The following is a 23154-nucleotide window of genomic DNA, read 5'->3' as shown; positions in this document are numbered from 1 at the left end:
TCAGGCGAGTACTTCGACGTCCCCAACGGGAACTCCTGTCCTATGGATCATCACGATCCAATGATCAGGGTGTCCACGCTCAAGGGGAAACGCCCCGCGTCCGGGCTGCCCGCGCGACCGGCCTGCGGAACCTGCCCCTGCACGACACCGCGCAAAACAGGGTCTGGCTGGAGATCGTCCAGATCGCACTCGACCTGCTGGCCTGGATGCCGATGCTTGCACTGAACGGCAAGGCCCGGCTCTGGGAGCCCCGCCGCTTGAGGCTCCGCCTGTTCAGCCCGGCCGGCCAACTCGTCACCACCGGCCGCCGCCAGATACTCCGCCTCGCTCGCCACTGGCCCTGGACCCATGTCATCACCGGCGCCCTGGAACAGCTCGACCAACTGGCCACTCCAGTCTGACCAGTAGCTTTCCCGTCCCTGCGAACAGCACCATCGTCCCCGGAGCAGTGGAACCCGGCGCCCACCCGACACGTCAGTCGGGCTACCGGCCTGCCCGCCAGCAGCCACGGAACGCGAAACGGTCTGCCGACTCCGTCGGCAGACCGTCAAGAAAGATCGAGGCTAGTCCCCGTAGTGGTCGAACTCCTGGGGCTGTTCCGGGTATCCGTTCCGAGGTGGGCTGGTGCTGACGGGCCGCCTCCTCTCGGACGGTCATTCGTGGCTTCTGCCATTTAGGGTTAGCCGAATGGATCAGGGGTGGGCAGCTCTCTTAGGTGCCTCAATCGGGGTGATCGGCACGACCACAGCGTCGGCGCTGGCTGGTCGGGCAGGACGACGACAAGTTCAGGTTCAGCAGGCAGGTGAGCATGCCCGATGGCGTAAGCAAGGGCAGAGGGAGACCTACGCTGCTTTTCTCACTGCCGTCGAACAGGTCAGAGAACGCAGCTACCAGGGCGATGTGGATTCACCGCATGTGGCAACGGCGAGCCGGGCCAGCGACGAACTCAACGAGCGGGTGGACGCAGTGAACCGCACCCTGTCGATGGTGATCGTGGAGGGACCCGAATCCGTGGCGAGAACAGCCGAGGAACTTCGGGACGCCTCGTGTGAGGTTGCGAGTAGGGCGATGGACATCCTTGCGGCGCGTCGAGACGGCGCTGACATATCTCAGCTGTGCCGTGATCTCGCGGAGGAGCAAACCTGGCTCGATCAAGGGATCACCGCCTATGCCAAGGCAGTGCGCACCGTACTTGACCAGCCTCCGAGCGCGTAGCAGGTCTGCTGGGCCGTGAAGCCGAAGCTCACGTTTAGCTCAGGAAATACGCGGAAGCTAGAGTTCCGGCTTTGGCGCTGACATGATCTCGTCAGCCGTCCGGTGCGTGGCTGATCACGCAGTGTCGACGACCGGCCAAACGAGGGGATATGTCATGCACATGCATAAGAAGGTTCTGGTACTGCCCGCTGTCGCGATAGCCGTATTGGCGGGCGCTGCTCCCGCTCTGGCGGCAGACGATCCGTCTGCGTCTCCGAGTGACGCGATTGCCACGGCTCCGCCCGAGCAGCCCGGCGAGTCCGACCTGGTTGAGAACGCCCCCGAAACGGCTGCGGCTGCGCCAACTGAGTCGGTTCCATCGGATGACGACCTTCCCTCCGTGCCGACTTCGAAGACGAGCGCTACACCCGATGTGCAGGGCTGCGAACCGGGCTGGCGCTACTACGCCACGAGCAAGGACAAGGACTACCACAAGGGAGTCGGGGCCGAGCAGGCCAATCACAATGGCACGTCGCGCACCGCGAAGTCCACGTTCACTTCCGAGACCTCCGGCACCGTTGGCATCGCCTTCAGCGGCGAACTCAAGGTCAGTGGCCCTGTGTTGGTGACCGAGGTCGAGGGTAAGTTCGGGGTGAACGTCTCCACCTCGCTCACTACAAAGATTGGCAACAGCATTTCGGTCGATACGCCAGCGAAAACCACGACATTCGGCCGTTACGGTGTGTACCGGCTCAAGTCCTACGGGTACAGCCAGTACGTGTATGTCAACTGTGGCCGGGGCAGCAAGAAGAACGTCACGACTTACACGCCGCACCGCATCGGCTGGGCCATCTGGGAAAAGAAGGACTGAAATTGTTTGGCCGGACTCTGACGGGATTGAGCATCGTGTGTGCTGCTGCGCTCGTCTCGCTGACTGCTTGCACATCGAGCGATGATGACGTCAAGCAGTCCAAACAAACCATTACGACTCCTTCTGATGAAGGCTCGGAAACGGTGACTTCATCCCCTAGTGCCTCACAGCCTTCTGTCCAGACGCCCCCGGAACTCGACAATGATGAGATTCTCGCTGGGCGTCAGAAGGTGACCACAGGGAATGCCAACATTGCGTATCAAGCGGGGAAGAAGGACGATGCGCTGATCGTTGCGGTGCGCTGCGAGGGGGGAGGGAAAATCAAGGTCTCTGTGCAACCGGTGCACGTTTCCTTTCCGCTCGATTGCCCCACCAAGGAAGTCAGTACGACCTACAATCAGGTAGCGGTTACAGGGGTGGAGCGCAGCGGAGTCGTCTCTGTTGAGGCAGCTTCAGGTGTTCGCTGGTCGCTGACCGTCGGCCGGGGTGCACCAGCTCAAATGGAGTCATCGAGCGTAGAGTGACGCTGGACTGAGTGGGAAAATGCAATTCGCTAACGGCCTCTTGGTGCTGGATTTCATGAGGAATATTCCAGCCACCGAGAGGCCGTTGTCATGCTGGGCTGTATCTCGGGTGCGGGTAACCGTGTCGCTGACGCTTCAGAAAGGAAGTTCGGGTCCGGTGGTGCCTCGTTTGATGGCCGTGACCTGCTCATGGAAGTTACGTTTCGCGGCTTCACGGGGGTACATGGCGCGCAGTTCTCTATCCAGTTCGTCGGCGACTAAAAGTAGGGACGGAAGGGACCGCCGGTCGGCTTCGAGGGCCTTTGTGCCCATGTTGATAGCCTCTTCGATTTCCCCGGTGCGAGCGGCGGCCACTCCGAGGGTGAGGCGGGCTTCTGCGGCGCGCATGGGGGAGATCTCGGTACCGTCGGGGCCGGTGCTGATCTCGATCACTGACCGGGCGTGGGCGGCGGCGCGCTCGTCGTCTCCGAGGAGGCGGTAGGCGTCCATCTCGTAGAAGTCCCACTTGTCGGGGTCGATGATGAAGTGGTGTTCGGGGTGGTCGGGGCGCGGTAGGCGGTCAAGACGCGCTCGGCCGGCATCCAGGGAGTCGCGGACCAGGCGGGCGTCTCCCATGCGGGCGGCGGCGCGGGCTTTGTGGGCGTAGAGCTGCACGCCGACTGAGTGTGTCTGGTCAGCGATGTGCCCGGCCTCGACGGCGGCGAGCATGTCTTGCCAACGGCTCTGGGTGAGTGCGAACCAAGCCTCGATCTCCCATGCCCATGCCTTGATCTCGCCGTGCCCGGCCTCCTCGCCGATGCGGAGTGCGGCGGCCTTGCTGAGGTTGGCGGCCTCGCGTTGGCCCCGGTCGTACTGGACGCACGCGTTCAGCAGGAACAGCCAACCGGCGTCCACGAGTAGTTCGCGGTGCTGGCGGAGGGTGGTGCGGCCTTCGAGCTGCTTGGTGACGTAGTGCAGCCCGTTCTTGGTCCGCTCGTGGAGGTAGTCGGCGTTCGCGTACGGGTAGGCGCGGGCCAGTTGGTCGATGCCCTGCTCGATGGACTCAAGCGCAGCGCTGTTGATGCTGGACATCTCAGTGCGGCGCAGCATCTCGGCGATGTCCCATATGCCTGCGCCACCCTGCGCGATCAGGGTGCTGGGGTCTTCCGGCTGGGTGCTCTTGGGCGATCGTTCCAACTCCCAGGGGCGTGTGGCGAGTCCGGCGAGATGGCCTGGGATGCGTAGGCCGTCCACCACTTCAAGGATCTTGTGGAACTGGATGATCCGCGGCCGGACGCCCTTGCCATCGGTTTCGGGGCGGGCCATCTTTCCGATGTGTTCCGGCTTGTAGCCGGTGGCCTCGGCGATCTTGGCGTAGCTGATGTTGCCGTGGATCTTGGCGAGTCTGAAGACTTCACCGAAGTCGTGATTGGAGATCGCCGACCGCACGTCCGCGCGTTCCAGAACATGAGGTGGGAGAGCTGCCGGTGTTGGTGCAGCTACGGTCATCTCACTTCCCCATCGTGATTGACCTAACGTCTCTTCTGGTCGATCTTCTCTTCGATCTTCGTGCTCCGTCCGACTGACGAGTCTACTCAGGGCACTTGGCAAGCGGAGGGGCCAAGTGGGGCCAGGAAGCACCCAAGGGGCCTGGGGGTCCCCAACAGGGGGGTCCCCAAGTAGGGGGAGCGACGGCGGGGAACGGGGGTGCACTCTGGGGCGCCCTGCCGGGAGGGTCTCGGCAGACGTGACCAGAGACGGTGGTCCGTGTCATGGACGCGAGGAAAGCGCGGCATGAGCGTGTGATGCAGGAGTTAGATGCGTTCGCTCACTGGTTTGCGGTGCCCGATCCGTCTTCCGACGGGCACTTCCTGACACTGACCCTCTTCGCCGAGTGTCGCGACTCGGCGCGGGTGGCGCGCGATATGACGGCCGTGTTCCTTGAGCGCGCCGGTGTGAGCGAGATCGTGGACGATGCCCGCCTGATCGTCTCGGAGTTGGTGGGCAACGTCGTGAACCATGCCGTTCCTGAACCCAATCTCGCCCAACCCGGCGGTTCGCGGCGCATCGATGTGATCTTCAAGCTGTGGCCCAAGTGGCTCTTCATCGGCGTCACGGACGAGGATTCGACACCGCCGATTCTGCCGATGGGCGAGAACTTCTTGCCGGGGCTCGTGGGCGAGCTGTCCGAGGCGATCTTGCCTGACAGCGGGCGGGGCCTCCTTATCGTGCAGCGGTTGGCGGCGGCAGCCTGGTGGACGCCGGAAGACAAGGGCGGCAAGACCGTGTGGTGCCGCCTTGACCTCGACGGCAAAGACGACGACGACTCGTCTTGATGATCTCCGGGCTGTCGTCTCCGCGTTGCTCCTTCGGGAGCTGGCGGCAGTCCGGGGCCAGGGGCTCAGACCTCTGGTGATTGGGGCGTGGCTCCCCGGGACTGTCCGCCGGGTTCCCCACTCGGACCCGGGGGCCTCGCTTCACAACCTCATACCGAGACCGGACCACCCCCGCGCCTGGCAGCTACCGGGGTGGTCCGGGAGGGGATACAGCGATCCCCGGTGCCTGATGGTACCGGGGTCGCTGTGCTGTGCATTCGCCCTGGGACAAAGAGAGTTGACGATCTGTTACCTAGACGGGAGTGGCAAGGTGACTGGCGCGGGAGCTGAGTGGTTCGGCGATGGCTTAGACGTGACCGGCGCGGACCTCGGGCTGTGGGTGTCCGGCGTCGACTACATCGGCGGCTGGCGTGAGGCCCGCGAGGCGGCCGACCGGTTGAACTTGGCCTTCCTCGGAGCGGAGTTCGAGCCGTTCGAGTTGCGCGCCGTCGCGTCGACCGATGAGGACGGGCTCGGGGTCGTGCGCTTGCTGGTCTCGCTCGGTGCCGTGGACCGGCTTGCCGGTCTCCTGGAGGCACGCGTGCAGGGGGACGGTGGTGCAGCGTGATGGGCTTTTGCGCTGGTGAGCGGTGCAGGTGGGCACGTCGCCGGCCGCAGGGACTTTGGGCGGGAGCTGCCATGGGGCGAGTGAACAGGGGGCCTTACGCTCACCAGCGGATCGGGCAGTCCTTGGACCTGCCCGCAACAGCCCGATCGGCCCCCTGTTCTTCGAGGCTCGCCCCATGGTGGCTGCCTAAAGTCTCTGCGGCCGTCGACCCCCAGCCCCGTGAACCCCGGCCTGCGACGGCTGGTCGTCGCCTCGCCTCCTCGGGTGTGCTGCGGTGTGGGGCGTCCGGCGTCCGGACGGGATCGGCGGTCACGCCGCACGCCCGGCCGGGGCGGCCGGGCGCCCCGGCGCGCCGCAGGCGCGCCCTTGAGGAAGTGAAGGCTGTTTCGACCGATTGCCGTTGCGGCTCAGGCCCGGCGCCGAGCGGGCTGTTTGTCGGCGGTGATCCGGTAGGAGACTTCGGCGCGGTCTGCACCGATGCGGAGTTCTTCGAGGATGAGTGGGCGGCCGTCGGTGTCGTGGGTGACTCGGGCAAGGTGCAGGATCGGAGTCGCGTCCGGGAGCTTCAGCGTGGTCCGCTCGTCGAGCAGGGGCATGTGGGCGCGTACCGTCTCGGACCAGGTCAGCTTGTGCCCGTTGTCGGTGAGCAGACGGTAGAACGCCGCCGGGCGCTTGCACGGCTCTTCGGCGAGCAGGGGCACGACCTGAGCGACCTCGAACGGGATCAACGTGCGGTGCATGGCGCGTGTCCCGGTGCTCGGGTCGATGAGCAGACGATCACAGCCCAACAGGGCCTCTTCCTTGCCGAGTTGAAGGGGACGGCCGGTCTCCTTCGTGGTGCGGGTCCGGTAGGCGGACGGTTCCTCGGCCTCCTGCCAGATGTCACCGTTGGGCATGACGAACTTGCCCTCGGCGGTGCGGCTGATGCGGCGCTCGATGGTGAGCGTGGGCTGTCCGCTGGAGCGGACGAAGCTGCCCTTGCCGTGGCGGACGTCGATAAGGCCTTCCGCGCGCAGGGCTGCGATGGCGTTGCGGACGGTGGGTCGGGAGACGCCGTAGCGGGTCATGAGCTGGGCCTCGGACGGCAAGAGGGAGTCGGGCGCGAACTCGCCGGACAGGATCACTTCCCGGATCGCGGCAGCGACCTGCTGGTAGAGGGCTCCGGGGCGCTGGATCTCTGACATCGGGTCATCTCCGGGTGAGGTCGTAGGCACGTCGCACGCGCGACATCACTCGTCAGCATAAGTAGTTGCATCCCTGTCGTACAGCACTTCATAGTCGTAACTCGTAAGGACAAGTGACGTCAGTATCAGAGCTGGCGAACCAACCGGCCAAGGAGGCCACACAAAATGCAGTCCATTCCCGTGGACACGACGCGACTGGGCGTACTGCGGTGCGCCATCGCGCCCGAAGCGAAGCTCACCAACCCCGAGACACAGGAGGTGAAGAGGGACCGGGACGGCAACCCGGTCTGGACCGTCGCGGTCACCGTGCGGCAGGACCGGCGCCGGATCTCGGGCATCGAGATTGCCGTGAGCGGTCAGCCCAAGGGCATCGAGGAAGGACAGATCGTCCGCGTCACCGGGTTGACCGCGTTCATGTGGTCGATGGGCGAGAGGCACGGCGTCAGCTTCCGCGCCGACGCCGTCACCCCCGTGCACGGCACCGCCGCGCATGGCAAGGGCGGTGACGCGTGATGGGACCCATCCTGCTCGCCCTCGCGCTCGCGGTGCTGGCCTGGGTGCTCGTCGTCGGGGATCTGGTGCGCCAGCATCGCCCGGCCTGGCACTGGTACCTGTTGGGCTACCCGGTCACCGTCTGCCGGGTGCTGGCGACCTGGCGCAGGGTGGCCGTACTCAACGACCTGTCGGTGTCCCGCCGTCCGGCGCGCGGGTTGCTCGGGGACCTGGTCGTCAAGGGTGATCCCCTGCGGCCGGTTGCGCCTCGGATCTCCTTCCCGAGGGCCACCCGCATGGGCCTGTCGGTGGTCGTGCGGCTGCACGCGGGGCAGACCCCGGTGACGTACATGAAGGCGGCGGACGCGTTCGTACACGCGTGGAAGGTCCACGCGGTCCGCGTCACCTCGCCGGAACGCGGGCTCGTCCTGCTGACCGCGATGGTCAGTGATCCGCTGCAGCGGCCCGGCTTAGCCACCGCCCCGGCCGAGCTGCTGTCCGCGCTCATCGGTGCCTTGGAAACCGGCGGCGCGTGGGTGATGGACCTGCGGCTGGTTCCGCACTGGTTGATCGCCGGGGCCACCCGGTCCGGTAAGTCCACCCTGCTGGCGCGGCTGATCACACAGTTGGCGACGCAGCCGGTCGCCCTGGTCGGGATCGACTGCAAGGGCGGCATGGAACTGGGGCTGTTCGCCGGCAGGTTGAGCGCGCTGGCGACCTGCCGCAGAGAAGCCGTTGCCGTGCTCTCGGCCCTGGTGGTCGACATGCAAGACCGCATGAACATGTGCCGGTCGGCCAGGGTGCGCTCGATCTGGGAGCTGCCGGACAAGCTCCGGCCGGTCCCGGTCGTCGTGATCGTCGACGAGATCGCCGAACTCTACCTCTCCGACGGCACCCGGGAGGGCAAGGCGGAGGCGGAGCAGTGCTCCACGCTGCTGCTGCGCCTGGCGCAGCTCGGGGCCGCGCTCGGCCTGCACCTGGTCGTTGCCGGACAGCGCGTCGGCTCCGACCTCGGCCCCGGTGTCACCGCGCTGCGGGCACAGCTCGGCGGCCGGATCTGCCACCGCGTCAACGACCCCGGCACCGCCGAAATGACGCTGGGTGACCTGAACAAGGACGCCGTGGCCGTCGCCCAGTCCATCACAGCCGAGGAACGCGGCGTGGCCGTGTGCACCGGACCGGACGGCGGCTGGAGCCGCGCCCGCTCCCACCTCACCTCGACCGATGAGGCCGTATCCACGGCCCGGAAGTACGCCGCCCTGACCCCGCACCTGCCAGCCCTCGACCGCGCGCTCGCAGTGCTGGAAGGAGACAGCAAGTGATCAGCGAAGGAACAGCGTTCACGTTCGCGGTGATCTTCGGGATCATCACCGTCCTCCTCGTCCGCTCCCGCGACGTGCGTGCCTGGGAAGCGGTCTGCGTCGGCCTCTTCGGCGTCTACCTCGGCCAGACCCCCGTCATCTTCACCATCCACGGGCTCGTCACCTGGCTGATCACCGGCTTCTCCCACCACTGAGCAGAAGGGACACCCAGTCATGCCGATGCCTCGCGTGAGGTGCCCGCACTGCAAGGGCGACGGAGCCCGCAAGACCTGGACCGGACGGCTGCGGCGCTGCCGCGTCTGCCGGGGCACCGGAACCATCCGCTGACCCGCCCCTCCCACTCGACGCACGCAAGGGAGCGATCCCCATGACCGACAGCGCCCCACCCATCAACATCCGTGCCGTTACGGCGGCCAACCCCGGAAGGTCACCACCATTACCCCGGAACACACCTCGGCTGACAGGCGCGCCGTCCTCGACCGCGCGGCGCGCCTGCGACAGCTCTCCGAAGCGGACCGCGACGCCATCCGTATCGCCCAAGACCCACAGTTCCCGCGCTGGCTGGAGCAGGTCACCGCAACCGGCGGCTGCTCCCACCCCATCCACCTCTCCGGCTCCACGACCACTCTCGACGGCACAACCGGCGAGATCTTGAGCAACTACGACACCCGCCATGAACCCGGCGAACGCCTCCTCGTCCGCTGCCGCAACCGCCGCGCAACCGTCTGCCCGGCCTGCTCCCGGCTCCACGCGGGGGACACGTACCACCTCGTCCGCGCTGGCCTCCTCGGCGGCAAGAACGTCCCCGCTACGGTTCGCAATCGTCCCCGGCTGTTCGTCACCCTGACCGCTCCGTCCTTTGGGGCGGTGCACAGGATGGGGGAGGTATGCCGTCCTCGACGCGACGGCGGAACCTGTGAACACGGACGGCCTCTCGGCTGCGGCACCACGCACCACACTGACGCCCCCGCCATCGGCCAACCGCTGTGCCCCGACTGCTACGACTACACCGCCCACGTGTTGTGGCACGCACACGCCTCCAAGCTGTGGGACCGGTTCGTCATCGACGTACGGCGGCGCCTGGCCTCCTCGGTCGGTCTCGTACAGTCCCACTTCGCCCAGCACGCCCGACTCTCCTTCGCGAGGGTGGCCGAGTACCAGAAACGTGCGGCCGTCCACGTCCATGCCGTCGTTCGCCTCGACGGTCCGCACGGGCCTGGTGAAGAACCCCCGGCCTGGGGCACGGCAGAACTCCTCACCGACGCCGTGCGTGCCTCCGCCCTACGGGTTCTGATCCGCACTTCGTACAGTCCGGCCGTGGGTGAGTTGGCCTTGGGCTGGGGCGCTCAGATTGACGTGCGACCGCTGCACGTCGATGGCGACGGGCCCGCCGATGACGCGGTCGCCGCATACGTGGCCAAGTACGTCACGAAAGGCGCGAGCGAGACAGGCGCCGGCATCGACCATCCGGTCTCGACCTGCGCCGACATTGAAGCGGCCTCCGTTAGCTCGCACGTCCGCACTCTCATGCGTACCTGTTGGCGTCTCGGCGTCCTCCCCGAGTACGCACACTTCCGCCTCCATGCCTGGACACACACCCTCGGCTACCGAGGCCACATCCTCACCAAGTCCCGCGCCTATTCCACGACGTATGCGGCGCTCCGCGCGGAACGGGCTCGCCATGTCGGCCAGGCCAAGGCGCCCGACGCGATCACGGAACGGCAGTGGCGCTACGTCGGCTCCGGTCACACCCCCGGTGCCGCTCTCATAGCGACGGGCATCGCCGAAGACCTTGCGGAGTCCCGACGGCTCGGCGCGGATGCGAGGCAAGAGGTGGGGTGGAGCCAATAACTCCTCTGCCTGAGCGCGACGCTTCAACCGACGGCGGGACCAAGAGCCTGATCGAGAGTGAGATCGTGATTGTGGATGAAGACGGCACGGAAAGACCGTTCGACGCTGAGTCGTGGTTCGAGTGATACACGAAGCCGCCTCCCCCCGAAGCTGGGAGAGGCGGCCGTTTCGTGTGGGGGCCGGACTGTGTCAGAGGGCGTCGGCGAAGTCGTCCTCACGGATCACGAGGCGCTCGCGTACGTCCTTCGGAATCAACAGGCGAAGGTGCACCTTCGGGGCACGTACCTTCGGCACCTTCGTACGAGTGACCTCGCATCGGATGCCAACTCGGTACAGGTCTGCGGACATCGCCTCCATGCCACCTTCCTGCCAGTGCTCGCGGAACGTCTTGCCCCCGTGGACGTTGACCCATCGGTCCTTCGCCGTCTCTGGGTCGATCGCTTCGAGTTCCGCAATGAGTTTGTCCAGAGTCGCCTCTGCCTGCTCCTTCGTGAACCGGGTCTTCGTGTACCGACCCCCGGGTTCGAGCTCTGTCATGTAGAGCGCGATGGAGGCTTGAAGTCGCTTGATCTCCCGCCGCACTTCGGCACCTTCGGCGTACTGGCGCACCTGCACAGGGAAGTCCCCGAGAACCTTGAGCACGTCCTCCACGAGGCGCTCGTAGACCTGCTCGGGGTTGGGTGCGCCAAGGCCGCCGCTCTTGCAGTTGCGGCACCGTAGGTACTGGTAGGTCCCCCACGCGTTGTTCGTAATGTGCACGATCATGTTCGTCTTGCAGTCGGCGCACAGGAGGACACCGAGGAACTGAGTCGCTCCGCCGACCCGGCGCGGGGGCTGGTTCTTCTTGCGCTTGTCGAGGGCGGCGCCGAGGGTCTCGAACTCCTCCGTGGTGAAGATCGGGGGAGCAACCTTGATCGGCCTGCCGTCCTTGCCGAGAACAGGCTTCGAGCGTCGCTGGCCTCCCTGCTTGTCCTCTTCTACTCGGTAGCCGAGGAGTGCAGGGTTGCGGAGGCGGCGGTGGAGCGTTGCCACGGTGAGCCCTTGGCTCATGAGGCCGGAACGCTTCAGGCAGCGCACCATGAACCGGGCGGAGCGTCCCCGAAGTGCCATACGCCGAGCCCAGTGCAGAGCCTTGTGTGCATTGGGCTCGATGACGAGACCGGGCTTCCCCGAGCCGTCTTCACCTGTGACGTAGCCGTATGCCGGCTTGCCGATGATCCACTCTTCCTGGGTCTTCGCGTAGTCCCACAGGCTCGTGACGCGGGTGGAGGTGTTGGCCGCTTCGATCTCAGCGATGCCGCCGATGATCGTGACCATGATCTTCCCGGCCGTGGTCGTGAGATCAAGGCTGTCGTGCTTCGAGACCAGGTTCTTCCCGCGCTTCAGGCTCCACTCGATCATCGTCGAGAGATCGGAGAGGCGACGGACGAAGCGGTCCAGCTTCCAGAACAACAACTCGTCGAACTCGGGGGATCGGTTATTCAGCCAGTCCCCGAGATCTTTCCTCTTCCATGGCGGAACCTTCGTCGCCGACACGTTCAGGTCTGAGGCGACGCCGACAACTCGACTGCCCCGCTCCCTTGCCAGGATGCGGAGATCCAACTCCTGCCGGACGGGCGACGTGGTTTCGTCCGTCAGGACAGACAAGCGGATGGATAAGAGAGCCCGAGGGGCGTCCTCGGGCAGTAGGGCCTCAGCCGCCTTCAGCTCCTCTAGGAGCGCGAGATCTGCAGCAGTCCACTCGGCTTCAACTGAGTACTGCTTATGGTCAGTTGCTGTGCGCTTCCGTGTACGGGTTCCCATGTCAAGAACGGTAGAGCTGGTTCTGACCATGTGTCCATATGCCCGCAGATGGACACCCACATCCAGATCGGCCCGACTGGCAAGAAGCTGTTGCCTCTTACGGTCAAGAACGCGGGTCCGACGTCGGCGCCGAGCGGTCACACGCACTGACGTGAGCGAGGCACTCGATCGGGTGATTGAGGCGCTGGCGGGGGTGAGTGAGGGCGAGGTCGCGGCTGCGGTCGGCGGTCCGCGTTCTCGCCCACTGGCGCAGTCGGCACCGTCCCGGACGCCACTGCCGGGCCCTGCAAGGGCTTCCCAGATCGTCTCTGAGGTGGCATGGGCGTGAGGGTCGGCGGCCCGCGAGGGGACTGTCCACGACCGTTCGCACCGTCGGGTAGCCGCTGGCCGGCAGGAGCAGGCGTTGAGCATCATTTACCGGGCTGAGAGCTACCACCGGCAGTACCTTTCGAGCAGCAAAAACCCGGGCGGGTACTGCGGGTTGGGCGGGACTGGAGTCTCCTGCCCGATCGGCGTGGCACCGGCCGAGGGATGAGCAGCGACCTGGGCAGAGACCGTATGTCAGCACTGTGGCAGCGCCAGTTCCCGAAGGGCCCTCCGTCGCCCATGAACTGCGCACTGCCTACGACGACCGCTGGGTGCGCTTCCGCAGCCTGCCGGACCTCCCATGTGGGCGGCGACTGGTACGACGCGTTCACCCTGTCCGACGGCGCCACCGCCCTCGCCGTCGGGGACGTCGTCGGCCACGACCTGGAGGCGGCGGCCGGCATGGCGCAACTGCGCAGCGGCGTCGGACATCGCTGAGGTCTCCATGGCCACGCTGGTCTTCGCCCGTATGACGGAGAGCGCCGGCCGGTGCCGGCTGTCCTGGACGAACGCCGGCCATCCTCCTCCGCTGCTGGTCACCCGTGAGGGTGTGGCCCGCTATCTGACCGGCGGTCATGGAATCCTCCTGGGTGTCAGGCCCGGGCAGGCCCGCCCCGACGCGACGGCGGAACTGCCGCCCGGAGCCACCCTGGTCCTCTACACCGACGGTCTGATCGAGTCCCGGACCCGCACCCTGGACGAGGGCATGGACCGGCTGAGGCGGTATGCCGCGGTCCTGGCCCACCGCCCCGTGGAGCCCTTCACCGACGAGTTGCTGTCCCGCGCGCGGCCACCGGACAACGACGACGACGTGGCGCTGCCGGCGGTGCGGTACGTACCGGGGTGGCCCGGTTGACGCGGCTCGAGGCAGTGGAAAAGCGTCTATTCCCCGGGCTACCGCGATGGGTCACCATGGAGTCGTGCGTGACTGGATCAGTAAGCCTGTGACCGGGATCATCATCTCGATCGTACTTGCATTTGTATTGCTTACAGGCCCGCCGATCTGGTGGCAGTACACCCCTTGGGGACACAAGGCGTCGGCCTCTGGAGTCGGTGTCATCGGATTCAAGGGCGGGTGCTCGCCTTTTCAGGTGTACGCACAGAACCGTTGGGCGCCGTACGGAACCGCTGTCCGGACAGCTCCGACAGTGCTTTCGAAACAGATAGGCGGCCTTGCCGGCAACCACAGCATAGGCGTGGACGGTTGGGTTCACGCGGCTGTGGCTTATCCGACGAATAGCGCCCCGTTCAACAACGACGTCTGGTTCCATCTCTCGGACGGCTCGGGCTGGGTCTCCTTTGCCGGTGTGCGCGCCACGCCGACGTCCCCGGATGCAACGGGACTTGCGAGTGGGGGACAGCCCGCACCCCTTTCGCCGGCTTGCCAGGGTTCTCAGCAGTAGGGCGTTGACGGTTCAACAGGCGCGGGGTGACCGCGGGTTCGACGTGGAACCAGGCGTCGTCCGGATGAAGGCCGTGGGCGCGGGTGTAGTCGGCCAGGGCCTCCTCGTAGTGGCCCAACCCGTCCGGCGGCGCTGCCGGTTGACCTGTTTCCGCGACGGCTTGCCGTCTGGCGTCTCGCCACCTCCCCCGGCCTCCGGAACGACCGCACAGGCCGAGGGCGGGTGGACCTGGTGTCCGGACAGCGCATCCATCCGGCCGACCGACGCGTCTACGTCGGTATGGACCTGGAGAAACGCCACGAGCCGCCCCTGCGGCAGACGCCTGAAGGGTGTCTGGCCGTGGCGATCCGTATTCCGGTGCGGATCGTCGTGCTCGTGCTGGTCGTGCCGGTGCGGATGGTGTGGGACGCGCTCGTGGTGGTGGGGCGGTTCCTGCGGGACACGGTGTTCAGGCCGCTGGGGCGGGCCCTGTCGTGGCTGGCGCGAGCGGTGTTCGTGTGGCCGCTGGTCGCGCTGTGGCGGTACGGCGTCGTACCCGTCGGCAAGGCGCTCGGGTGGCTCGGGAAGGTTCTGCTCGTCATTCCCCTCACCTGGCTGTACCGGCAGGTCCTCACGCCCCTGGGCCATGCCCTCGTGTCCATGCTGGCGTGGCTGTACGCGCGCGTGCTCACTCCCGTCGGGCGTGCCGTCGCCTGGTTCCTGCGGGGGACCGGCCTGGTGCTCGCCGCGATCGCCGGCGGGGTGTACGCCGTCGTGGCCTGGCTCGCCCGGTACCTCCTCGTCGTACCCGGCCGGTGGGTGTACGAGTGGATCCTCGCCCCGGTCGGACGGCTGATCGCCTGGTGCGCGCGGGGGGTGCTGTGGGTGCTCGAGATGCTCTTCGACGGGATCGGTACCGCGCTGTACTGGATCGGCAGGGTGCTGTTCGTGCTGCCCGCGCTGGCCCTGTGGCGCTGGGTTCTCGTCCCCGTGGGGCGGGTCCTCGCCGTCGTCGGGCGGGAGGTGTGGGACGCGCTCGGGCATGCCTGGCGGGTGGCCGGGCGGATTTCGCTCGCCGTGGGGCGGGCGCTGGCGACCCTCTTCCGATGGGTTTTCGTGGAACCCGTCCGCTGGGCGTACCGGACCGTCCTCACCCCCGTGGGACATGTCGTCAGGGACGTCCTGGTGCGGCCCGTTGCCGCCGTCGCGCGCAGTGCGGGGCGGGCGGCACGCGAGGCGCTGGCCGCCGCCCGGGAGTCCGTACGGCAGGCCCGCGCCGACTTCCGGCGGATGCTCCTCGGCGAGCCCCGGCGGGTGGAAGCGCTCGACCGGCGGGAACCGACGGGCCCCGAGACACGTACTCTAGGTAGCAGTACGACCGCACTCACGAAGGACTGAGCGACACTGGGCAAGCGACAGCCCGAAGGCCCGCCGCCCGCACCCGCGGTGCAGCGCATCCGACTGCGCTACACCAAGCGCGGCCGCCTCCGGTTCACCAGCCACCGTGACTTCCAGCGCGCCTTCGAGCGTGCGCTGCGCCGTGCCGAGGTGCCGATGGCGTACTCGGCGGGGTTCACGCCGCATCCGAAGGTGTCGTACGCCAATGCCGCACCCACCGGCACGGGCAGTGAGGCGGAGTTCCTGGAGATCGCCCTGACCGAGGCGCGCGATCCGGAGAAGCTGAGGCTTCTGCTCGACGAGTCGCTGCCCACCGGGCTCGACATCGTCGACGCGGTCGAGGCCCGGACCTCCGGCCTCGCCGACCGGCTCACGGCTTCCGTGTGGGAGCTGCGGCTGGAGGGCGTGGAGCCGGCCGAGGCCGAGCGGGCCGTCGCCGCCTTCGACACCGCCGAGACCGTCGAGGTCCAGCGGATGACGAAGAACGGCGTACGGACCTTCGACGCCCGCCCCGCGGTCGTCGATCTCCAGGTGCGCGCAGCTCATGAAACGCATAGTGACGGGGCTGATAGGCCGACCGACCAGCCCTGTGCGATACTGCGGCTGGTTGTTCGGCACGTGACGCCTGCCGTACGACCCGACGACGTCCTGTCCGGTCTCCGCGCCGTGGCCGACCTGGCGCCGCCGGTCCCCGCAGCGGTGACCAGGCTGGCGCAGGGGCTGCTCGATGAAGAGACCGGCACGGTGACCGACCCGCTCGCGCCCGACCGCGAGGCAGCGACGGCCCTCCATACGGCCGATACCGCTGCCGCCGCGAAGGCGCCTGCGTAGAAGGTCCCGCGAAGGACGGACGTCGTAGCGCCGCCCTCGGACTCGGGAGCCACCTGGGTCGGGCAGCGCACCGACCAGAAGACTTTCGCCAGGCCGTACGCAACATGGCGTACGGAACCGGCGAGACAGGACACAGAGAGCTCCCGTGCGGCGCCCGCGCCCCGGACGGCGGCACACGCGCATCGCGCGGGCCGCGGACGTCAACGGCGGTCGATCCTCACGATCGACGCCGGACCAGGCGCGGCGCCCGGGAGCCTGACGGGAGATAAGCCCGCATGCTCGAGCCGACCGAACCCCAAGAGGGTTCCGAACTGAACACCCCCAGCGACACCCTGCCGCCGCGTCGTCGGCGCCGTGCCGCTTCACGCCCCGCGGGACCGCCCGCCGGGGGCACCTCCGAAACGCCGGAGGAGATCACCGCGTCGGCCATACCGACCGACGACGACCACATGGCCGACGAAGACCAGAAGGTCGACGAGAACATCGAGCCGGTGATCGCTGCCGACGCCGAGGTCGAGACCGAGGTTCCCGCCGAGGAGCCCGCGCCCGCCGGTCGTCCCCGCCGTCGTGCCACGCGTCGCGCCTCCGCGCCCGCCGGGGCCGCGCCCGCGGCCGAGGCCGCCGAGACCGTGCTGCCCGCCACCGCCCCGGTCGCCGCCGACGAGACGCCGGTGAGTGCCGAGGCCCAGGAGGCCGCCGTGTCCGGTGAGGACGGCGAGGACGTCGCTCCGCGCCGTACCCGCCGTCGCGCGACGCGCCGTGCGACCGCGCCTGCCGGGACGCCCGCTGCCGGTGAGGGTGCGGAGAGCGTCGTGCCCGCGGCCGCCGCCGAAAGCGCCGAAACCGTCCCGGAGACCGCAGCGGTCGCCGAGGCGCCTGCCGTCGCCGAGGTTCCCGCAGAGGAGCCCGCGCCCGCCGGTCGTACCCGCCGCCGCGCCACCCGCCGGGCCTCCGCGCCCGCCGGTGCGCCGCAGTCGGCCGACGCCGGCGAGGCCGCCCCCACCACGCAGGTCGCGCAGGCCGAGTCGGCCGCCGTGACCGAGGCCGCCGTTCCCGCGGTGGCCGCCGAAACCGTCGTAGCCGAGGAGGCTGTCGTGTCCGAGGAGGCTGTCGTGTCCGGCGAGGCCGCCGAGGACGCCGCTCCGCGTCGCACCCGCCGTCGGGCCACCCGCCGTGTGTCCGCGCCGGCCGGAGCGCCCGAAGGTGCCGAGGCGGCCGTGACCGCCGGTGCCGAGTCGGCGCAGGCGTCCGCCGGTGCGGCCGAAGCGCCTGCCGCCGAGGCCCGTACGACCGAGGTGCCCGCCGCCGAGGCCCCCGCCGACGAGGACGCCGCTCCGCGCCGTGGGCGTCGTCGGGTGGCGCGCAAGGCCGCCACCGGGTTCTCCGCGCCCGCCGCCGTCAGGGCCGGAGACGAAGCGGCCGAGGAAGAGGAGCCGAAGCGGCCGGCGCGGCCCGCCGTGGCCGTGTTCCAGGCGCCGGTGTTCGCCGAGCCGATGTTCCAGACGCCGCAGCGGGCCGCCGCCGCGGCCGCCGCGCAGGCCGAGGCCGAGGTCGCCGAGCCGGAGGACGAGTTCCAGGAGGAGCCCGCCGGGGCGCGCCGCCGGCGTCGTCGCCGGGGCGGCGCGTTCGGCGACGAGGCCGAGACGGCCCCGGTCGCCGAGACCGCCGTGGAGGACGAGGCGGACGAGGCGGACGAGGCCGAGGAGTCGGTCGAGGACGCCGGTGACGGTGACGAGTCCGAGGAGACCGGGTCGCGGCGCCGCCGTCGGCGCGGTGGCCGCCGTCGCCGTCGCGGCGAGTCCGCCGAGGCCGGCGTGGACGACGAGGGCGAGGACGGCGAGGACATCGCCGCCGAGCAGGCCTCCCAGGACGCCGAGGACACCGCCGAGCAGGAGGAGGAGGACGACGAGGACGCGCACGACGAGCCCGGCGGCTCCAGCTCCAGCAGCCGTCGCCGCCGTCGGCGTCGCCGTCGCGCCGGTGACTCCGGCGTGGACACCGAGCCCGGTGACGGCGACCCCGAGCGCACCGTCGTCAAGGTCCGCGAACCGCGCCCGAAGTCGGAGCCGTCCGACGAGGTGCAGTCCATCAAGGGCTCCACGCGTCTGGAGGCCAAGAAGCAGCGGCGTCGCGAAGGCCGTGAGCAGGGCCGCCGCCGCGTCCCGATCATCACCGAGGCCGAGTTCCTCGCCCGCCGCGAGGCCGTCGAGCGCGTGATGGTCGTCCGGCAGAGCGGTGAGCGTACGCAGATCGGCGTCCTGGAGGACGGCGTGCTCGTCGAGCACTACGTCAACAAGGAGCAGGCCACCTCGTACGTCGGCAACGTGTACCTGGGCAAGGTGCAGAACGTGCTGCCCTCGATGGAGGCCGCCTTCATCGACATCGGCAAGGGCCGCAACGCCGTCCTCTACGCCGGTGAGGTGAACTTCGAGGCGCTCGGCATGGCCAACGGGCCGCGGCGCATCGAGAGCGCGCTGAAGTCCGGGCAGTCCGTGCTCGTCCAGGTGACGAAGGACCCGATCGGGCACAAGGGCGCGCGCCTCACCAGCCAGGTCTCCCTCCCCGGTCGCTACCTCGTGTACGTCCCCGAGGGCTCGATGACCGGTATCAGCCGCAAGCTGCCCGACACCGAGCGGGCCCGGCTGAAGACCATCCTCAAGAAGATCGTCCCCGAGGACGCGGGCGTCATCGTCCGTACGGCCGCCGAGGGCGCTTCGGAGGACGAGCTGCGCAGGGACGTCGAGCGGCTCCAGGCGCAGTGGGAGGACATCCAGAAGAAGTCGAAGGGCGGCAACGCCCCGACGCTCCTGTACGGCGAGCCGGACATGACCGTTCGGGTCGTGCGGGACATCTTCAACGAGGACTTCACCAAGGTCGTCGTCAGCGGCGACGACGCGTGGGAGACCATCCACGGATACGTCGCGCACGTCGCGCCCGACCTGGCCGACCGGCTGTCGAAGTGGACCAGCGAGGTCGACGTCTTTTCCACGTACCGGATCGACGAGCAGCTGGCGAAGGCGCTGGACCGCAAGGTCTGGCTGCCCAGCGGCGGTTCGCTGGTGATCGACCGGACCGAGGCGATGGTCGTCGTCGACGTCAACACCGGCAAGTTCACCGGTCAGGGCGGCAACCTCGAGGAGACCGTCACCAGGAACAACCTGGAGGCGGCCGAGGAGATCGTCCGTCAGCTGCGGCTGCGCGACCTCGGCGGCATCATCGTCATCGACTTCATCGACATGGTCCTGGAGTCCAACCGGGACCTGGTGCTGCGGCGCCTGCTGGAGTGCCTGGGCCGGGACCGGACCAAGCACCAGGTGGCGGAGGTGACCTCGCTGGGCCTGGTCCAGATGACCCGCAAGCGGGTCGGCCAGGGCCTGCTGGAGTCCTTCTCCGAGACCTGCGTCCACTGCAACGGCCGCGGTGTCATCGTGCACATGGAACAGCCGACCTCCGCCGGCGGCGGCGGCAAGCGCCGCAAGCGCGGGCGGGGCGGCGACGGGCACGAGCACGTGCACGAGGCGGCGGTGGCCGTCGACGCCCCGGACGTGGAGGAGACCGAGACGGAGGCCGAGCTCGCCGCCGAGGTCGCCGAGCCTGTCGCCCTCTCCGCGCCCGCCTTCGAGCCCGACGAGGAGCTGTACAGCAGCGTCGCCGAGGCGGAGGCCGCCGTACGAGGTGGTCGTTCGCGGCGCCGGGCGAGCCGGCGGGCCTCGGCTCCGGCGGGTGCGCCGCGCGGTGAGGACCGTCGCGACGAGCGGCGTTCCGCCGGGCGTGAGGAGGCCCGAGCCGAGGAGAGCGCGCCGACCGCGCAGGAGGTGACGGCCGAGGTCGAGGCCGGGCTTCCGGTGCGGCCGGAGCGGGCCGCCGAGGCGCACGCCGAGCCGGTCGCCGCGGAGGACCCGGTGGTCGAGGCGGCCGCGTCCGAGGCGCCCGCCGCTGTCGAGGAGACCGCGCCCAAGGGCCGTACGCGCCGTCGGGCCACCCGCAAGGTGTCCGCGCCCGCCGGTTCGCCGGCCGGGGCCGAGGCCGCCGTGGTGACGGTCACCGAGGCCGCGCCGGCCGTGGAGGCCGCGCCCGCCGCCGTGCAGGCCGCCGAGGCGGTCGCCACGGAGCCCGAGGCGCCCGCCGAGAGCGCCGCCCCGGCCCGTCCGCGGCGTCGCGCGGTGCGCAAGGAGACCGCGCCCACCGCGTCCGAGGAGGCGGCCGTCGTGGTCGTCCCGTCGGCCGCGGAGACGTCGGCCACTCCGGCGGCCGAGGGCGAGGGTGCCGGGGACGGCGTCGAGGAGGCCGCTCCGGCCAAGAAGACGGCCGCCCGCAAGACGGCCAAGAAGGCGACCGCGAAGAAGGCGGCCACCAAGAAGACGGCGGCCAAGAAGACGGCCGCGAAGAAGGCCACGGCCAAGAAGGCGGCGACGACCGCCAAGACGGCAGCGGCCAAGACGACGGCGAAGAAGACCGCGGTCTCGGCAGCCGCCGACGAGAGCTGAGCAGTTCGAGCAGTACGAGGCAGGGGTGCGGTCGGTCGGTGTGATCGGCCGCATACCCGTGGGGCCCGGCCCGGTTTGACCCCCTCGGCCGCGGCCCCGTAACCTTGACCGTCGGCGTGTCCTTGGATATGGGCGCGCCACATCCCCGTAAACCTCATTCCTCCAGGGCACTGGGTGCTCCGGAGAGGCCGCCCGTGCCGGGTGGCTGGACTGCGGGGGTGCCGTTCCCGAGCGAGAGAGTGAGATCCGCGTGTACGCCATCGTGCGCAGCGGTGGTCGCCAGCACAAGGTTGCTGTCGGCGACATCGTTGAGGTTGACAAGATTTCCACCGCCAAGGTTGGCGACACGGTCGAGCTCTCGACCCTGCTCGTTGTCGACGGCGACGCTGTGACCAGCGACCCGTGGGTCCTGGCCGGCATCAAGGTCCAGGCCGAGGTCGTGGATCACCACAAGGGCGTCAAGATCGACATCCTTCGCTACAAGAACAAGACCGGTTACCGCCGTCGTCAGGGCCACCGCCAGCAGTACACGGCGATCAAGGTCACTGAGATCCCCGCGGCTGCGAAGTAAGGGACTGAGGAGAGATGGCACACAAGAAGGGCGCATCGTCCACCCGTAACGGTCGTGACTCCAACGCTCAGCGCCTCGGCGTGAAGCGCTTCGGCGGTCAGGTCGTCAACGCGGGCGAGATCCTGGTCCGCCAGCGCGGTACCCACTTCCACCCGGGTGCGGGCGTTGGCCGTGGCGGCGACGACACGCTGTTCGCGCTGAACGCCGGTGCGGTGGAGTTCGGTACGTTCCGTGGCCGCAAGGTCGTGAACATCGTTCCGGTCGCCTGAGGCTCAGGCAACTGATCGGAAGCTTTTCGCGAGGCGGACCTCACTTCCCTGGTGGGAAGGCGGGTCCGCCTTTCGCGTGTTAGTACAAGAGACAGTCCCGTACGTATCTGGAGGCACACCCGATGACCACCTTCGTGGACCGCGTCGAGCTGCATGTCGCCGCGGGTAACGGAGGTCACGGCTGTGCCTCCGTCCACCGTGAGAAGTTCAAGCCGCTCGGCGGGCCCGACGGCGGGAACGGCGGCCGGGGTGGGGATGTGATCCTCACCGTCGACCAGTCGGTGACGACACTGCTCGACTACCACCACTCCCCGCACCGCAAGGCCACCAACGGCAAGCCCGGCGAGGGCGGCAACCGGTCCGGCAAGGACGGCGAGGACCTGGTCCTTCCGGTGCCGGACGGGACCGTGGTGCTGGACAAGGCCGGCAATGTCCTCGCCGACCTCGTCGGACACGGCACCTCGTACGTCGCCGCGCAGGGCGGCCGGGGCGGGCTGGGCAACGCCGCTCTGGCGTCCGCCCGCCGCAAGGCGCCCGGGTTCGCGCTGCTCGGTGTGACCGGGGATCTGCAGGACATCGTCCTGGAGCTGAAGACGGTCGCCGACGTGGCGCTCGTCGGCTATCCGAGCGCGGGCAAGTCCTCGCTGATCTCGGTGCTGAGCGCCGCCAAGCCGAAGATCGCGGACTACCCGTTCACGACGCTCGTGCCCAACCTGGGTGTGGTGACGGCCGGTTCGACCGTGTACACCATCGCGGACGTGCCCGGACTGATCCCCGGTGCCAGCCAGGGCAAGGGACTGGGTCTCGAGTTCCTGCGGCATGTGGAGCGGTGCAGTGTGCTCGTGCATGTGCTGGACACCGCGACCCTGGAGTCCGAGCGGGACCCCGTCTCCGACCTCGATGTCATCGAGGAGGAGCTCAAGCAGTACGGCGGCCTCGACCGGCGGCCGCGGATCGTCGTGCTGAACAAGATCGACGTACCGGACGGCAAGGACCTCGCGGAGATGGTGCGGCCGGATCTGGAGGCACGGGGATACCGGGTCTTCGAGGTGTCCGCGGTGGCCCATCTCGGGCTGCGGGAGCTGTCGTTCGCGCTCGCGGAGCTGGTGGCGAAGCACCGGGCCGCGAAGCCGAAGGAAGAGGCGACGCGGATCGTGATCCGCCCCAAGGCCGTCGACGACGCGGGCTTCACCGTGACGCCGGAGGAGGACGGGCTGTTCCGGGTGCGGGGCGAGAAGCCCGAACGCTGGGTGCGGCAGACCGACTTCAACAACGACGAGGCCGTGGGATATCTCGCGGACCGGCTCAACCGCCTCGGTGTGGAAGAGGAGTTGATGAAGGCGGGCGCCCGGGCGGGCGACGGTGTCGCCATCGGGCCCGAGGACAACGCGGTCGTCTTCGACTGGGAGCCGTCGATGATGTCCGGGGCGGAGATGCTGGGACGGCGTGGCGAGGACCACCGCTTCGAGGCGCCCAGGCCTGCGGCGCAGCGGCGGCGGGACAAGCAGGCGGAGCGGGATGACGCGGAGCGGGAGTACGGCGACTTCGACCCGTTCACCGAGTAGGGCGCTGCCGGTGCCGGTGCCGGTGCCGGTGCCGGTGCCGGTGCCGGTGACTGGGGGCTGCCGCCCCCAGACCCCCGCTTCGGCCTGAACGGCCTCGTCCTCAAACTCCCCCAGAGGGGGCA

At 68.7% G+C, this 23154-nt stretch carries 19 protein-coding genes and 2 pseudogenes; 18 read left to right on the top strand and 3 right to left on the bottom strand.

Annotation, left to right across the window (positions count from 1 at the left end; genetic code table 11):
* The 4 genes from ABZT17_RS41045 to ABZT17_RS41030 all read left to right on the top strand — a co-directional run.
* On the top strand, positions 1–401 hold a 401-nt coding region (locus ABZT17_RS41045; RefSeq protein WP_356357176.1), incomplete at its 5' end, for a transposase.
* A 328-nt stretch (positions 402–729) separates the two neighbouring features.
* On the top strand, positions 730–1215 hold the full coding sequence (locus tag ABZT17_RS41040) for a hypothetical protein (protein ID WP_356357174.1): 486 nt from the start codon (positions 730–732) through the stop codon (positions 1213–1215).
* A gap of 154 nt (positions 1216–1369) precedes the next feature.
* A complete protein-coding gene (locus ABZT17_RS41035) occupies positions 1370–2065 on the top strand; it encodes a hypothetical protein (RefSeq protein ID WP_356357172.1) in 696 nt (231 codons plus the stop codon).
* 26 nt (positions 2066–2091) lie between these two features.
* Positions 2092–2589, top strand: coding sequence for a hypothetical protein (locus tag ABZT17_RS41030; protein WP_356357171.1), 498 nt, complete (start codon positions 2092–2094; stop codon positions 2587–2589).
* Between the two features lie 135 nt (positions 2590–2724).
* On the opposite strand, the gene ABZT17_RS41025 is transcribed toward ABZT17_RS41030, so the two are convergent.
* Positions 2725–4077, bottom strand: coding sequence for a tetratricopeptide repeat protein (locus ABZT17_RS41025; protein ID WP_356357169.1), 1353 nt, complete (start codon positions 4075–4077; stop codon positions 2725–2727).
* Between the two features lie 263 nt (positions 4078–4340).
* Between ABZT17_RS41025 and ABZT17_RS41020 the strand changes: the two genes are divergently transcribed.
* Together ABZT17_RS41020 and ABZT17_RS41015 are read left to right on the top strand one after the other, a co-directional pair.
* Positions 4341–4904, top strand: coding sequence for an ATP-binding protein (locus ABZT17_RS41020; RefSeq protein WP_356357167.1), 564 nt, complete (start codon positions 4341–4343; stop codon positions 4902–4904).
* 310 nt (positions 4905–5214) lie between these two features.
* Positions 5215–5511, top strand: coding sequence for a hypothetical protein (locus ABZT17_RS41015; RefSeq protein WP_356357165.1), 297 nt, complete (start codon positions 5215–5217; stop codon positions 5509–5511).
* Positions 5512–5918: 407 nt separating this feature from the next.
* On the opposite strand, the gene ABZT17_RS41010 is transcribed toward ABZT17_RS41015, so the two are convergent.
* A complete protein-coding gene (locus ABZT17_RS41010) occupies positions 5919–6695 on the bottom strand; it encodes a GntR family transcriptional regulator (RefSeq protein WP_356357163.1) in 777 nt (258 codons plus the stop codon).
* A gap of 165 nt (positions 6696–6860) precedes the next feature.
* Here ABZT17_RS41010 and ABZT17_RS41005 point away from each other — a divergent pair, with 165 nt between their 5' ends.
* The 4 genes from ABZT17_RS41005 (at position 6861) to ABZT17_RS40990 (ending at position 10360) form a co-directional block, all read left to right on the top strand.
* Complete coding sequence (locus tag ABZT17_RS41005; protein ID WP_356357162.1) at positions 6861–7208, top strand: hypothetical protein; 348 nt, start codon at positions 6861–6863, stop codon at positions 7206–7208.
* On the top strand, positions 7208–8509 hold the full coding sequence (locus ABZT17_RS41000) for an FtsK/SpoIIIE domain-containing protein (protein ID WP_356357181.1): 1302 nt from the start codon (positions 7208–7210) through the stop codon (positions 8507–8509). The genes ABZT17_RS41005 and ABZT17_RS41000 overlap by 1 nt, the downstream gene beginning before the upstream one ends.
* Positions 8506–8703, top strand: a complete 198-nt coding sequence (locus ABZT17_RS40995) for a hypothetical protein (RefSeq protein WP_356357160.1) — start codon at positions 8506–8508, stop codon at positions 8701–8703. Before ABZT17_RS41000 ends, ABZT17_RS40995 begins: the two co-directional genes overlap by 4 nt.
* A 241-nt stretch (positions 8704–8944) precedes the next feature.
* On the top strand, positions 8945–10360 hold the full coding sequence (locus tag ABZT17_RS40990; protein ID WP_356357179.1) for a replication initiator: 1416 nt from the start codon (positions 8945–8947) through the stop codon (positions 10358–10360).
* 189 nt (positions 10361–10549) lie between these two features.
* Here the strand turns inward: ABZT17_RS40990 and ABZT17_RS40985 are convergent, their stop codons facing one another.
* Positions 10550–12163, bottom strand: a complete 1614-nt coding sequence (locus ABZT17_RS40985) for a recombinase family protein (protein WP_356357158.1) — start codon at positions 12161–12163, stop codon at positions 10550–10552.
* Between the two features lie 415 nt (positions 12164–12578).
* Here ABZT17_RS40985 and ABZT17_RS40980 point away from each other — a divergent pair.
* The 8 genes and pseudogenes from ABZT17_RS40980 to obgE all read left to right on the top strand — a co-directional run.
* Positions 12579–12698: pseudogene (locus ABZT17_RS40980) on the top strand (peptide-methionine (S)-S-oxide reductase); the annotation flags it as partial.
* Between the two features lie 128 nt (positions 12699–12826).
* A pseudogene (locus tag ABZT17_RS40975) lies at positions 12827–13385 on the top strand (PP2C family protein-serine/threonine phosphatase); the annotation flags it as partial.
* Positions 13386–14211: 826 nt separating this feature from the next.
* Complete coding sequence (locus tag ABZT17_RS40970; RefSeq protein ID WP_356357177.1) at positions 14212–15309, top strand: hypothetical protein; 1098 nt, start codon at positions 14212–14214, stop codon at positions 15307–15309.
* A gap of 48 nt (positions 15310–15357) precedes the next feature.
* Positions 15358–16140 carry a TIGR03936 family radical SAM-associated protein gene (locus ABZT17_RS40965; protein WP_356357156.1) on the top strand — a complete coding sequence of 261 codons (783 nt, stop codon included), beginning with the start codon at positions 15358–15360 and terminating at the stop codon, positions 16138–16140.
* A 275-nt stretch (positions 16141–16415) separates the two neighbouring features.
* Positions 16416–20627, top strand: a complete 4212-nt coding sequence (locus ABZT17_RS40960) for an Rne/Rng family ribonuclease (RefSeq protein ID WP_356357154.1) — start codon at positions 16416–16418, stop codon at positions 20625–20627.
* 250 nt (positions 20628–20877) lie between these two features.
* Positions 20878–21198 (top strand): 50S ribosomal protein L21, encoded by a 321-nt coding sequence (gene rplU / locus ABZT17_RS40955; protein ID WP_007381993.1) that lies wholly within the window; start codon positions 20878–20880, stop codon positions 21196–21198.
* A gap of 14 nt (positions 21199–21212) precedes the next feature.
* Complete coding sequence (rpmA, locus tag ABZT17_RS40950) at positions 21213–21467, top strand: 50S ribosomal protein L27 (protein ID WP_356357152.1); 255 nt, start codon at positions 21213–21215, stop codon at positions 21465–21467.
* A gap of 122 nt (positions 21468–21589) precedes the next feature.
* Positions 21590–23032, top strand: a complete 1443-nt coding sequence (gene obgE / locus ABZT17_RS40945) for a GTPase ObgE (protein WP_356357150.1) — start codon at positions 21590–21592, stop codon at positions 23030–23032.
* The last annotated feature ends 122 nt before the right edge of the window (positions 23033–23154 follow it).

Origin of the sequence: Streptomyces sp. NPDC005648 (genome assembly GCF_040605395.1) — a bacterium.
Classification (GTDB): Bacteria; Actinomycetota; Actinomycetes; order Streptomycetales; family Streptomycetaceae; genus Streptomyces.
The sequence above is the reverse complement of the archived record's forward strand: the minus strand, read 5'-3'. Positions and strand labels throughout refer to the sequence as shown.

Bases quoted from the DNA above. Each gene is read 5' to 3' on its own strand.
- ABZT17_RS41035 (WP_356357172.1), top strand. From the start codon at position 1,370: ATGCACATGCATAAGAAGGTTCTGGTACTGCCCGCTGTCGCGATAGCC.
- ABZT17_RS41025 (WP_356357169.1), bottom strand. From the start codon at position 4,077: ATGACCGTAGCTGCACCAACACCGGCAGCTCTCCCACCTCATGTTCTG.
- ABZT17_RS41020 (WP_356357167.1), top strand. From the start codon at position 4,341: ATGGACGCGAGGAAAGCGCGGCATGAGCGTGTGATGCAGGAGTTAGAT.
- ABZT17_RS41010 (WP_356357163.1), bottom strand. From the start codon at position 6,695: ATGTCAGAGATCCAGCGCCCCGGAGCCCTCTACCAGCAGGTCGCTGCC.
- ABZT17_RS41005 (WP_356357162.1), top strand. From the start codon at position 6,861: ATGCAGTCCATTCCCGTGGACACGACGCGACTGGGCGTACTGCGGTGC.
- ABZT17_RS41000 (WP_356357181.1), top strand. From the start codon at position 7,208: ATGGGACCCATCCTGCTCGCCCTCGCGCTCGCGGTGCTGGCCTGGGTG.
- ABZT17_RS40985 (WP_356357158.1), bottom strand. From the start codon at position 12,163: ATGGGAACCCGTACACGGAAGCGCACAGCAACTGACCATAAGCAGTAC.
- ABZT17_RS40970 (WP_356357177.1), top strand. From the start codon at position 14,212: ATGGACCTGGAGAAACGCCACGAGCCGCCCCTGCGGCAGACGCCTGAA.
- ABZT17_RS40960 (WP_356357154.1), top strand. From the start codon at position 16,416: ATGCTCGAGCCGACCGAACCCCAAGAGGGTTCCGAACTGAACACCCCC.
- rpmA (WP_356357152.1), top strand. From the start codon at position 21,213: ATGGCACACAAGAAGGGCGCATCGTCCACCCGTAACGGTCGTGACTCC.
- obgE (WP_356357150.1), top strand. From the start codon at position 21,590: ATGACCACCTTCGTGGACCGCGTCGAGCTGCATGTCGCCGCGGGTAAC.